Origin of the sequence: Mycobacterium sp. D16Q13 (assembly GCF_002013375.1) — a bacterium.
Taxonomy (GTDB): Bacteria; Actinomycetota; Actinomycetes; order Mycobacteriales; family Mycobacteriaceae; genus Mycobacterium.
Genome location: NZ_MAEW01000002.1, coordinates 1 through 11,764, shown reverse-complemented (window position 1 = coordinate 11,764; position 11,764 = coordinate 1). Strand labels below are relative to the sequence as shown.

General features: G+C 63.3%; 11 protein-coding genes and 1 pseudogene. 6 read left to right on the top strand and 6 right to left on the bottom strand.

Annotated features, from left to right (window positions below; all coding sequences use genetic code 11):
- The first annotated feature begins 81 nt into the window (after positions 1–81).
- Positions 82–543, top strand: coding sequence for a hypothetical protein (locus B4400_RS02270; protein ID WP_078308627.1), 462 nt, complete (start codon positions 82–84; stop codon positions 541–543).
- On the top strand, positions 540–1,070 hold the full coding sequence (locus B4400_RS02265; protein WP_502688370.1) for a PH domain-containing protein: 531 nt from the start codon (positions 540–542) through the stop codon (positions 1,068–1,070). The genes B4400_RS02270 and B4400_RS02265 overlap by 4 nt, the downstream gene beginning before the upstream one ends.
- Positions 1,071–1,147: 77 nt before the next feature.
- On the opposite strand, the gene B4400_RS02260 is transcribed toward B4400_RS02265, so the two are convergent.
- From B4400_RS02260 to B4400_RS02250, 3 genes and pseudogenes are all read right to left on the bottom strand, one after another.
- Positions 1,148–1,897, bottom strand: a complete 750-nt coding sequence (locus tag B4400_RS02260; protein ID WP_078308628.1) for a nucleotidyltransferase domain-containing protein — start codon at positions 1,895–1,897, stop codon at positions 1,148–1,150.
- On the bottom strand, positions 1,894–2,466 hold the full coding sequence (locus tag B4400_RS02255) for a TetR/AcrR family transcriptional regulator (RefSeq protein WP_078308629.1): 573 nt from the start codon (positions 2,464–2,466) through the stop codon (positions 1,894–1,896). Before B4400_RS02255 ends, B4400_RS02260 begins: the two co-directional genes overlap by 4 nt.
- Positions 2,467–2,557: 91 nt before the next feature.
- A pseudogene (locus B4400_RS02250) lies at positions 2,558–3,536 on the bottom strand (alpha/beta hydrolase).
- A 151-nt stretch (positions 3,537–3,687) separates the two neighbouring features.
- On the opposite strand from B4400_RS02250, the gene B4400_RS02245 reads away from it, so the two are divergent.
- Entirely contained in the window at positions 3,688–6,969 is a 3,282-nt protein-coding gene (locus B4400_RS02245) for an error-prone DNA polymerase (RefSeq protein ID WP_078308630.1), read from the top strand.
- On the opposite strand, the gene B4400_RS02240 is transcribed toward B4400_RS02245, so the two are convergent.
- Positions 6,966–7,427 (bottom strand): tRNA (cytidine(34)-2'-O)-methyltransferase, encoded by a 462-nt coding sequence (locus B4400_RS02240; RefSeq protein ID WP_078308631.1) that lies wholly within the window; start codon positions 7,425–7,427, stop codon positions 6,966–6,968. The two genes, B4400_RS02245 and B4400_RS02240, sit on opposite strands and share 4 nt — an antisense overlap.
- 60 nt (positions 7,428–7,487) lie before the next feature.
- Here B4400_RS02240 and B4400_RS02235 point away from each other — a divergent pair, with 60 nt between their 5' ends.
- Positions 7,488–7,952 (top strand): GNAT family N-acetyltransferase, encoded by a 465-nt coding sequence (locus B4400_RS02235; RefSeq protein ID WP_078308632.1) that lies wholly within the window; start codon positions 7,488–7,490, stop codon positions 7,950–7,952.
- A gap of 540 nt (positions 7,953–8,492) precedes the next feature.
- Here the strand turns inward: B4400_RS02235 and B4400_RS02230 are convergent.
- Positions 8,493–8,720, bottom strand: coding sequence for a hypothetical protein (locus tag B4400_RS02230; protein ID WP_078308633.1), 228 nt, complete (start codon positions 8,718–8,720; stop codon positions 8,493–8,495).
- 65 nt (positions 8,721–8,785) lie between these two features.
- Between B4400_RS02230 and B4400_RS02225 the strand changes: the two genes are divergently transcribed.
- Both B4400_RS02225 and B4400_RS02220 read left to right on the top strand, forming a co-directional pair.
- Complete coding sequence (locus B4400_RS02225; RefSeq protein ID WP_078308984.1) at positions 8,786–9,181, top strand: tautomerase family protein; 396 nt, start codon at positions 8,786–8,788, stop codon at positions 9,179–9,181.
- Between the two features lie 26 nt (positions 9,182–9,207).
- Positions 9,208–9,762: a pentapeptide repeat-containing protein gene (locus tag B4400_RS02220; RefSeq protein WP_078308983.1), complete on the top strand. Its 555-nt coding sequence runs from the start codon at positions 9,208–9,210 to the stop codon at positions 9,760–9,762.
- Between the two features lie 5 nt (positions 9,763–9,767).
- On the opposite strand, the gene B4400_RS02215 is transcribed toward B4400_RS02220, so the two are convergent.
- Positions 9,768–11,764 (bottom strand): ATP-binding cassette domain-containing protein (locus tag B4400_RS02215; protein WP_078355994.1); only part of this gene is annotated, 1,997 nt, incomplete at its 5' end.

Sequence of the window (11,764 nt, the reverse complement as noted above, 5' to 3'; positions counted from 1 at the left end):
TCGTTGCCGTTTTGGGGTGTTTCGTCAACGATGTGTGACAAGTTCGTCATCGGGGAGTTAGCCATAGGGGATACTCCAGGAATGTCGCGCATCCAGGTGTTCAGTGCTGCCCGGATCACGGGCAATGCGGCCTGGTGGACGTTCGTGGTAGCCGTGCTGTTGAACCGGGGGCTCAACCCTTGGGGCTGGGATCTCGGCTGGACCGCGTACACCCCGCTCACCGATGGCGCGCCGCGCCGCTATGCCGACTACGTCCCGTCGTTCGACTCCACCGTGCAGCTGATGGGTGTGGTGGTGTTCGCCGCGTTTTCGCTCGTGGTGGCCTCGGCCGTCGTCGAAATGGCGATCAGCCGGCAGTGGCGTGCCGCGGTGGCGGTTGTCATCCCCTTCATATCGATGGGGATGATTGGCTACGCGTTTGGGGACATCGACCGTACCGTCGTCTGGTCGCCGACTGTGGTTCTGGTGTTTGTACTTGCGGCCGTCGCGATACGGCAGGTGTGGATGCGTCGGTTCGCTCCGACGATGGTGAACGAACGGTGATCGATACCGTGCCCACGGCGCCTGCGACGTCGATGGCACCGGTGGGACTCGGTGCCAGTAGATCGGCGCCCGTGCTCTGGGCCATCCAATACGCGTTGGCGTGCATCCCTCTGGTTGTCGTGGTCGCGGTGGTGTGGGCGGTGACGGCGCCGCCCGCACACGCGAGCACCCCGTTGCAGCATGCGGTGGGCGTGTTGGGGCTGCTGTGCATCGCGGGCGCGGTGGCGTGGGTGGTGCTTCGGCCACTGCAGCGTTATCGCACATATCGTTGGGGTGTCCTCGACGACGACCTGGTCTATATCGCGTCGAAGACGTTGTGGCTCAAATCTTTCTGGGTGATTCCGTTTGCTTTGGTGCGGACCGTGGAACTGCGGCAAGACCCACTGTCGCGATCCTTGGGGCTGGCGATGGTGGTGGTGCGGGCGGATCAGGGGGAGCTGCGGATCGTGGGCCTGGACGTCGACACCGCGCGTGAGGTCGTCGAGAGGCTGTTCGAGCTGGTGGATGAGGCTTCGGTATATCAATAGATGACGTTTGTTCCTGGCCCACCGCGAGGTCGTGAGTGTTTGCACCGCTGCGACCCGCTCCGCGCGAAGATATCGCGTTAGCCGACACTTTCGCCGAGAGCGCGGATCTCGGCTGCGGCCTTGGTGAGCGCTGCCGGATCGGGTGACAAGCCGGCGAGAATCGTATGTACGGCAGCAAGCCCGGCGGCCTCGAGCAGGTGCTTTTCGTTGGTTACCCACGCGCCGCGTGCGGCCCGTGCTGCGTGGGCGTACTCCATCGCGGCGACGGCCAGTAGTCCCGCGCATTGAGTCACCCGGCCGTGCGGTGCGTGGTTCTTCTCGGCATAGCGCACATTCAGCGCGGCGCGCGCAGACCACATTTCGGGCGCCGACTCACGAAGCGCCGCAGGGTAATCCGGACATGGCAGGATGCCGCGCAACACCTTGTTGAGGGCGAGCTCGCCGACCACCAGATAGCTGGGGATTCCCGCGAGGTGGAACATCAGCGGCTCTATGTGGAACTCGCCTCGCTCCGCGCGCACCAGTTGTTTCTGGACGTCTGCCAGGTCGCGGTAGTGCACGTCGACATCCCGGCCGTCGATGTGAAGCCAAGCGCCGCCGTTGAACACGCCGCCACCCCAAGCGCCGATCTCGGAGACTTCTCCGTCCCAACCGATCTGGCGCAGTTCGTCAGGGTCGAAATCGCCGCGGTAGTAAATCGCCAGGTCCCAGTCGCTGTCCGGGCGGTGCGTGCCCTGTGCGCGGGAACCGCCAAGGGTAACCGCCTCGACTGCGGGAAGTGCCACCAGGCTGTCGGCGATGGAGTCGAGGAACGCGGTGTCGGTCATCGTCCGGCGGTATCGATGAGAGCCTCGACGGTCGCGATGAGTACGGCCCGGTGGGCGGCCAGGCGCTCGGGTGAGAAGGGCTCTGTAGTTGCGAGACTGCGCAGCGCCGGTGATGCACCGAACCACGCGGTGGTCAGCCCGAGCGTGAGGGCCAGGATGTCGGCAGGTTCCACACGCACTGAGGGAGGGCATGCTTCGGCGATCGCTTGGACTTTTCCTGCGTAGGCGGCAGTTTCCGCGGGACCGGCGATGGGGCGTTCCAGCTGTGCCCAGGTGGCAAGTCTGAGATGTTCGGGATGGTCGATCAGATGGTCGAACAACGCGCCCGCATAGCCCGGTAGATCCCTGGGCGTGAAGGGGACGGCATCGGACATCCGCTCAATGGAATGGGCGACCACGGTGTCGAACAGTGTTTCTTTGTTGGTGAAGTAGACGTAGAGCAGCCGCTTGTTGGCCTCTGCCGCGGCACCGATCCTGTCGACACGTGCACCGGCCAGTCCATGCTCGGCGAACTCCGCGTACGCGGCATCGAGCAGCCGCTTCTTGGTGGCAGAGGCGTCGGGCGGCATCCCATAAGCCTAGAGGCATGTCGCCGCGCGATTTCGGCAGCGCACCGGCTGGGGCAGCGGTTATGCCGCCAGCCCAGACGGTGCGCCCCCATCAGGCCAGGTGGCTGTTGAACCAGTCGGCGATGTGACCGACGGTGCGGTCGACGACGTCGGGCTGGTCGTAGTACTGGAAGTGATTGGTGCCGTTCTCCCAGATGAGCTTCTTGTCGGCGGATGGAATCGACTCGAAATGCCGCCGTGCTGCCGCCGGATTCATGCAGGTGTCGGAGTGGATCACCAATGCGGGCTTCTCCAGCCTGGCGGCACCAGGCACGGTGGTGTAGTCGAAGTGGTCGAGGTCGCTCATGATGGCGTAGCGGTTCTCCCAGCCCTTGAGCGTCCACGATCCGTACCAGCTCCACACCAGCGGCCCGGGCAACCCGGCATCGGATCCGGCGACCGGGTCACCGAGGTCGGGGGAGACCAGCGGTGCGTAGAGGACTTCGCCGGTCTGCTCGTACCGGGCCTTGGCATCACGCGCCCGCGTGAGCCTGGCGTCCAGGAGAGCTTCCAGCTGCTCGGTGGTGGGCGCGGTCGCCGGATCGAACGGGTTCTCGCTGACGCCGGCGGCGATCATGAACAGGTCGGTCTCGCGGTCGCGGTAGTAACCGGTCACCGAGGCAACGGCTTTGATCCGGTCGTCATAGGAGGCGATATCGAGCATCTCGGGCCCACCCTGACAGACACCGGCCCCGAAGATGCGCGATGGGTCGACGTCATCGCGGTTCAGCAGGTAGTCGATGGCCGCTACGGCGTCCTCGTTCTTCATCTTCGGGTTCTCGAGACGGCGCGGTGTGCCGCCGCTCTCGCCCACGGTGCGGGGATCGAACGCCAGCGCCAGGAAACCTTCGTCAGCGAGACGGGTGGCGTAGTGGATTGGCGCTTGTTTCTTTCTCGAACGAATAGGGGCCCAGCAGGACCACTGCGGGGAAGGGGCCGTCACCGTGGGGACGGTGTACGACACCGACGATGTCCTCGCCGTGCGAGGGGAAGACGACCTTTTCGGGCGTGTAGTTGCCGTGGTGTGGCATTCGCTTCTCCAGATTCTCGTCTAGCTGCTTGCCGTCGCGTCGGATGCGGGCCAGTACCGCCAGCATACATGTATATATCTAGTTAGTTACCTGCCTTGTATGAATTGCGGGAGCGGCCACGTATGGAACATATGTTCGATACACTGGTGGGATGGGCTGGTCGCAGGGTCCCCCAACCTGGGCGGAAATGGAGAGGGTGCTTGATGGGCGCCCCAACCGTCACGCGCCTCCGGGGGATGGCGGGGATGGTCCGGCGTGGAGCCGAAAGCGCCCACCCTATGAGCCGCCCACCCGTGAGCGCGGACGGTCGTCGGTGCCTTACGCCGAGCTACATGCGCATTCGGCGTTCAGTTTTCTCGACGGCGCCAGCCTGCCGGAAGAGATGGCGCAGGAGGCGGCCCGGCTCGATCTCAAGGCTCTGGCGCTCACTGATCATGATGGCTTCTACGGGGTGGTCCGTTTTGCGGAAGCCGCTAGGGAGCTCGGCTTGCCCACGGTGTTCGGTGCGGAGCTGTCTCTTGGTGGACAGGGCAACACGGAGGACTCCACGCATCTATTGGTGTTGGCGCGTGGCCAGGAGGGGTATCGGAGGTTATCGCGTGAGATGTCGGCTGCGCATATGTCCGGTGGTACACCCAAGGATCGGAAAGGTAAGCCGCGCTACGACCTTGACGTTTTGGCCGAGGCTGCCGGTGGTCATTGGCATATTCTGACCGGCTGCCGTAAGGGGCATGTGCGACGAGCACTCATCGCTCACGGACCAGACGCGGCGGAAAAGGCGCTGGCTGGTTTGGTCGACCGGTTTGGGGCGGATCGGGTCAGCATCGAACTCAGCCGGCATGGCCATCCTGATGAGGATGAGCGCAATGCGGTGCTCGCCGAGTTGGCGCCGAAGTTTGGTGTCGGTGTGGTCGCTACCACCGCAGCACATTTCGCTACACCCGATAGTGGGCGGCTCGCCATGGCGATGGCGGCAGTGCGAGCACGCAAGAGTCTCGATGATGCCGCAGGGTGGCTTGCCCCGGTGGGGGGAGCGCATCTGCGGTCCGGGGATGAGATGGCCCGGCTGTTCTCGCATTGTCCGCACGCTGTGACGGCGGCAGCCGAGCTGGGGGAGGCGTGTGCTTTCGATTTGAAACTCATTGCCCCCAAGCTGCCACCCTTTGACGTCGAAGACGGGCACACCGAGGCTAGCTTTTTGCGGAAGCTGGCGATCGAGGGCGCTGCTCGGCGCTACGGGCCACGGGCGGGTGCTGAGAAGGCTTACGCCCAGATCGAAAAAGAGTTGAATATCATTACAAGGAAAGACTTTCCGGGATACTTCCTGGTCGTCTACGACATTGCGCGGTTTTGTCGCGACAGTGACATCCTATGCCAGGGTCGAGGGTCTGCCGTTAATTCGGCGGTCTGTTACGCGCTTGGTGTTACCAGCATCGACCCGGTGGCGGAGGGCCTGCTGTTCGAACGGTTCATGTCCGAGGCGCGTGACGGTGAACCGGATATCGATATCGACATCGAATCCGATCGCCGAGAAGAGGTCATCCAGTACGTCTACACCAAGCACACCCGTGAACGTGCCGCCCAGGTGGCCAACACCATTACCTACCGGGGACGGATGGCAGTGCGGGACATGGCCAAAGCACTCGGATACGCACAGGGACAGCAGGACGCCTGGAGTAAACAGATGGGTCATTGGGGCGGTTTGGCTGACGCCGCCGAGGTCGACGGCATTCCGCCGCAGGTTATCCATTTGGCGCAGCAGGTCAAGGATTTTCCCCGGCATATGGGCATTCACTCGGGTGGCATGGTCATCTGCGATCGTCCGCTGGCGGATGTGGTGCCCGTCGAGTGGGCGCGCATGGAGGACCGAAGCGTGTTGCAGTGGGACAAAGATGATTGTGCCGCAGTCGGTTTGGTCAAATTCGACTTGCTGGGTCTGGGCATGCTTTCGGCGCTGCACTACTGCATCGATCTCGTCGCCGAGCATAAGGGCATCACGGTTGACTTGGCTCAAATAGACCTGAAGGAGCAGGCGGTGTACGAGATGCTTGCCCGGGCCGATTCGGTGGGGGTGTTCCAGGTGGAATCGCGTGCGCAGATGGCCACGCTGCCACGGCTGAAACCCGCGAAGTTCTTCGACTTGGTGGTGGAGGTGGCGCTCATCCGTCCCGGACCCATCCAGGGCGGCTCGGTGCATCCATATATACGGCGGTACAACGGGATCGAAAAGGATTGGAAGTATGAGCATCCGTCGATGGAACGGGCGCTGAAGAAGACTCTCGGCGTCCCGCTGTTTCAAGAACAGCTGATGCAGCTCGCCGTCGATGTGGCCGGTTTTACTCCTGCCGAATCCGATCAGCTACGCCGCGCTATGGGGTCCAAGCGCTCTCCAGAGCGGATGGAGCAATTACGCGCCAGGTTTTATGAGGGCATGGCCAGGTTGCACAATATCACCGGAGAGCGGGCCGACCGCATTTACGAAAAGCTCTATGCCTTTGCCAATTTCGGGTTCCCGGAGAGTCATGCGCAGAGCTTCGCCTCGTTGGTGTTCTATTCGTCGTGGTTCAAGTTGCATCACCCCGCTGCGTTCTGCGCGGCGCTGTTGCGCGCGCAGCCCATGGGTTTCTACTCGCCGCAGTCCTTGGTGGCCGATGCCCGTCGCCACGGTGTCACCGTGCATGGCCCCGATGTCAACGCCAGCCTGTCGTATGCGACGTTGGAGAATGCGGGCCTGGAGGTCCGGATGGGCCTGAGCGCCGTCCGTCACATCGGGGATGACCTGGCTCAGGCGATTGTCCAGGAGCGAAAAGCGCACGGCGCGTTCGCCTCTTTGCTCGATCTGACCGGCCGCATCCAGCTGACCACGGCGCAGGTCGAGGCCTTGGCCACGGGGGGCGTGCTGGGCTGCTTCGGTATGTCCCGGCGTGAGGCGCTGTGGGTCGCGGGTGCGGCCGCCGCGCAGCGGCCCGACCGGTTGCCCGGAGTCGGGGTGTCTTCCCGGATTCCGGAGCTACCGCCGATGGGGGAGGTGACTCGTGCCGCCGCTGATGTGTGGGCCATCGGAGTCACCCCCGATGCGTATCCCACCCAGTTCCTGCGGGAACAGCTTGACGAGTTGGGTGTCGTTCCGGCCAAGGGATTGTTCGATGTTCCGGACGGGGCGCGGGTGCTGGTGGCGGGAGCCGTCACGCATCGTCAACGGCCGGCCACCGCGGCCGGGGTGACGTTCATCAATCTTGAGGACGAGACGGGCATGGTGAACGTGGTGTGCTCGGTGGGCCTGTGGGCGAGGTACCGCAAGCTGGCGGTGACCGCTCAGGCGTTGATCATTCGTGGTCAGGTACAGAACACCAGCGGAGCCATCACCGTGGTGGCCGATCAGCTGCGGCCACTGGATCTGCGCGTCAAATCCACCTCGCGCGACTTCCGTTAGATGGACCCGTGAAAACCGTGCTGACGCCAGGCCTCGTAAGCGACGATGGCTGCGGCGTTGGACAGGTTCAGGGATCTGCGGCCGGGTAACAGCGGAATGCGCACTTTCTCGGTGATGTGTGAATCGGCCAGCACCTCGGCATCCAGCCCGGTGGGTTCGGGACCGAACAGCAGCACATCGCCGGGCTGGTAGCCGATATCGGTGTACCTGACGCTCGCATGCGCGGTGAAGGCGTAGACCTGCTGCGGCCGCAGCGATTCCCAAGCAGCGGAAAGACTCTCGTGGACCGTCACCGAAGCCATGTCGTGATAGTCCAGGCCGGCCCGACGTACTTTGGCTTCCGAGAGGTCGAACAGCGGCTGCACCAGATGCAGCTCGCATCCGGTGCCCGCCGCCATCCGAATCGCATTGCCGGTATTCGGGGCGATACGGGGCTCATGAAAGAGGATGCGGAACACCCAACCATTATGGTTTAGAGGCTACGAAGTCTCATCGGCGGAAGTGATGGAGAGCAGGTTGTGGCGTTTTTAGTCACTGCGGCAGATTTCAAGAACGCCACGCTACTGGCGTTCTTGCAGGCTCACCTGGACGATATGGCGCCGACAGCGCCTCCGGGGAGTCGGCATGCCCTAGACGCTGCAGGTCTCCAGAAACCCGGAATCAGAATGTGGGTCGCTTCCGACGGACAAAATCTCGTCGGAACTGTTGCACTGGTGCGGATCTCGGCATGTCATGAAGAACTCAAGAGCATGCGCACTGATCCGCGGCACCGAGGTTTGGGTGTCGCCTCGATGCTCCTCGCGCATGCCCTCGATGACGCGAAACATCTTGGTGTGTACAGGATTTCGTTGGAGACCGGGAGTATGAGCTTCTTCGCCCCCGCGCGGGAGTTCTACCGTAAACACGGGTTTGTTGCGTGTGGCCCCTTCGGTAATTACGTCGAAGATCCGCGCAGCATCTTCATGACGCTAGCCATCCAGTAGTTCAGAATCGCCCGGAGCGATAAGGAGTCGTGGCGTGTTCAGCAGAAGGCGGTTGTCGGCTCATGAAACAGAACTCTGAACATAGTTCAGCCTAGTTGTAGGGGCATGAAGTAACGATCTTCCCGTCCGTCAAGCCCTTCGTACTCATCGTTTCGAGCATCCCGGATAAGGCCGCATCTCCCTTCCCGGAGAAGAGGGCCCATGTGTCGCCTTGTAGGTGGCTTTGGCTCAACGCAGTTCCCGCGTCGCAGCTTGCCTTTCGCTTGGCGGTGGTATCGCCATTGACTACCTGAAATTGCCACGAATGTGCACGTTCTTGGTAAGAGCACAGCAGAAAATCGAGTGCGGCACGCAGTTGAATCCGTTTGATGCCAGCCACGTACCGAGGTCGGTGTTGTTGAAGAATTTGATGGGGCCGGCATAACTGACTGGGGCGCAGCTTATTAGCGTGGCCAGCACAATCAGGACAGCTCTCATGGTTCCCTCCCCAATTCCTATCCAATGAGCGCACTGTACGCCGAAGAACCTCGGAGTCTTCGTTCAAATGTCGAAGATCGGTACTCGACCTGTCGGGTGCCAGAGCTCGTATCGGAGGTACGTCAGGGCGAGAAACAAGACCACAAAGGCGCCGATCCCCAAACCGGCAAGCACGCTCTTGAGGGCCAGTGAGATACAAACAACGGCGACCAGAGCGGCGACGGCCCGGTAAAGCCACTTCTGGACGGTGCTTTCGCGCGGCTCAGCAAGTATGCAGATGCCGCCGCTCACCGCACCGCATGATCCGGACGATAAATTCGTTGGCTGTGTAGCCCCTTCGTGTGATGATCCACGGCATGCCCAGTTCAGTGGTCGAGGTCCGCCGGGTCTACACCGAGGCCGAAGAGGTGGCGATCATCGATGCGGTTCACGGTGCGCTCGTCACTGCCTTTCAGATACCGGAAGAAGACAAGCATGTGCGCCTCGTTGTGCATGAACCCCATAGGTTTTCGCACGCGCCAAATCTGGCCCGGCCAGAGCTGTACACCTTCGTCTCCATCGACTGCTTCGCGGGCCGATCGATAGGAGCGAAACGAAACCTCTATGCCGAGATTGTGAAACAGCTTTCCTTGCTGGGCATACCACCGGATCACGTCACCATTGTGCTGCGCGAGAGCGTGACAGAGAACTGGGGAATCCGTGGCGGTCAGGCCGCCTGTGATATCGACCTGGGTTTCGATGTGAACGTCTGACGGACCCTCCGGGCATGATGTCAGTCATGGCCGAGCACTGGGTTGACCGTGAAATCACCGCGGAGACCTTCTACGACGAAGACTTTCGCGAACTGCGCACCGAGCGTGTGGTCTTTACCGAATGCGATTTCAGCGGAGCCAATCTCACCGAGTCGCTGCATATCGGCACGGCCTTCCGTAACTGCACCTTCCGCCGCACCTCCCTATGGCATTCGGAGTTCCGCCAGTGCAGCCTGCTGGGCTCCACCCTCACCGACTGCCGGGTGCGTCCGTCGAAGTTCATCGAGACCGATTTCACCCTGTCCTCGCTCGGTGGGCTCGATCTGCGTGAGATGGATCTGTCGGACTGCCGTTTCCGGGAGGCCAACCTGGTGGGCACCGATATGCGCAAGGCCAATCTGCACGGCGCCGACTTCACCGGCGCCCGCACGCAGAACCTCAAGCTCGACGGCGCCGACCTGCGGGGTGCCCGCATCGACCCGACGCTGTGGACCACCGCAAGCCTGGTCGCCGCGAAAGTCGATCTGCCGCAGGCTGTCGCGTATGCCGCAGGGCACGGACTGGATGTGCACGGCGGCTAGCGAATCTAGCCCTTGAGGCGGATGCGCCAGCGTACGAACCCCGCCATCACCAGCGCCAGTAGCGCCAGGATGCCCATGTCGAACAGCCATGTTCCGGCATCGTGATTCCACAACTCGTCCTGCGGCCCCACCGGTACCAGCTTGCGCAGGTCGGTGGTCGAGGCCGTTGCCGCGAATCCCCAGCGAGACGGGAACAGGAAGGAGAACTGTTCCAGCCCCGCACGTCCCGTCACCGGGATGAGGCCGCCGCTGAAGACGATCTGCGTCATGGTGGCGATCACCAGCATCGGCATCACCTGCTCGGCGGAGGTGGCCAGCGAGGACAGCACCAGGCCCAGCACGGTGGCCGCGCACGCGGTCGCGGCCACGGCGACCCACAGCTCGAAGTTGGCGTTGCCGAGCAGTACCGCACCCTGCGTCGGCCCACCGCGGACAATCACGATGACCGCCGTCATCACCGCGGACTGCACGATGGCGGCACCGCAGTACGTGATGATCTTGGCCAGCAGATAGGCCGTGGCCGACAGGCCCACTGCCTGTTCACGCCGGAAGATCACCCGTTCACCGATCAAGTCACGGATGGTTAGCGCCAGCCCCAGGAAGCTTGCGCCGAGGTTGGTCAGCGCCAGTAGCAGTCCCGGTTCGTTCGGGTTGTCGGGCAGCGCCACGTTGAAACCGGCGCTGCCGGGTACCGACAGCACCAGTCCGGCAAGAACGAACGGCAGCAGCGCCAGGAAGATGAAATAGCCGCGGTCAGCCAGGATCAGCCGCCCCTGACGCCGCGCCACCGTCGAGACCTGCCGCAGCAGACTGGTCTTGGGTGGCTTCCCGAGGTCGCCGGGTTTCACCGGGGCGGTGACGGGTTTGTTCGCGGCGGGGTGCCGCGTCAGATAGGCCTGGTGCACACCGTCCGGATCGGCCGCGGCGTTAGCGAAGATATCGGCCCAGTCGGTGGTGCCCATCTCCTGGTTGATGGTGCGCGGAGGTCCGCAGTAGGCGGTCTTGCCGCCGGGCGCCAGCAGCAGCACCTGGTCGCAGTAGCTCAGGTAGGTCAGCGAGTGCGTGACGACCACAACCACGCGGCCGGCATCGGCGAGCTGGCGCATCAGGCTCATCACCTGACGGTCCAGCGCTGGATCCAGACCGGAGGTGGGCTCGTCCAGGATCAGCAGCGACGGACCTGTCAGCAGCTCCATGGCCACCGAGGCGCGCTTGCGCTGTCCACCGGAGAGCTTGTCGACGCGGGTCTCGGCGTGCTTGGTCATCTCGAGTTCCTCGAGAACCCGGGACACCACCTGTTCGCGGTCTTCCTTGCTGGTGTCCGGTGGCAGTCGCAGCTCGGCGGCGTAATGCAGCGCCTGGCTGACGGTCAGCTGCGGGTGCACCACATCGTCCTGCGGCACCATGCCGATGCGGTTTCGCATCACGGCGTATTCGGCGTGCACCCCGTGGCCTTCGAAGGACACCTTGCCCGCCGACGGTTGGGTGTTGCCGACGATCAGCCGGGCCAGAGTGGACTTGCCGGCGCCCGAGGGGCCGATGACCGCGGTGAGCGAGCCGGGGCCCGCCGAGAAGCTGATGTTGTCGAGCAGCTTCTTGCCCCCCTCGACGGTGAAGTCGATGCCCTGCACCTCAAGACCGCCGACACGGGTGGCGATCGTGGGTTTGACGAGGGTGCCGTCCTGGACGACGAGGTCGACGTTACCGATGGTGACGGTGTCGCCCTCGCGCACCGTTGCCTGCTCGACCTGGACACCGTTGACGAAGGTGCCGTTGATGGTGTGCAGGTCCTGGATTTCCAGGCCACCAGCGGTGGGAAGCAACAGGGCGTGGTGCCGTGAGGCCAGCACGTCGTTGACGACGATGGTGTTGTCGGGGGCACGGCCGACGGTGACGGCACCGGGTGACGGTTTCGGCGCGCCGCCGCCGATGCCCAGCGCCCGCATCGCGCGGGTACCGAACGGCTCCACCGGCTCGGCGGAGTGCGGGGCGGGTATCGGGG

Bases quoted from the DNA above. Each gene is read 5' to 3' on its own strand.
- B4400_RS02225 (WP_078308984.1), top strand. From the start codon at position 8,786: ATGCCCAGTTCAGTGGTCGAGGTCCGCCGGGTCTACACCGAGGCCGAA.
- B4400_RS02255 (WP_078308629.1), bottom strand. From the start codon at position 2,466: ATGCCGCCCGACGCCTCTGCCACCAAGAAGCGGCTGCTCGATGCCGCG.
- B4400_RS02220 (WP_078308983.1), top strand. From the start codon at position 9,208: ATGGCCGAGCACTGGGTTGACCGTGAAATCACCGCGGAGACCTTCTAC.
- B4400_RS02245 (WP_078308630.1), top strand. From the start codon at position 3,688: ATGGGCTGGTCGCAGGGTCCCCCAACCTGGGCGGAAATGGAGAGGGTG.
- B4400_RS02270 (WP_078308627.1), top strand. From the start codon at position 82: ATGTCGCGCATCCAGGTGTTCAGTGCTGCCCGGATCACGGGCAATGCG.
- B4400_RS02260 (WP_078308628.1), bottom strand. From the start codon at position 1,897: ATGACCGACACCGCGTTCCTCGACTCCATCGCCGACAGCCTGGTGGCA.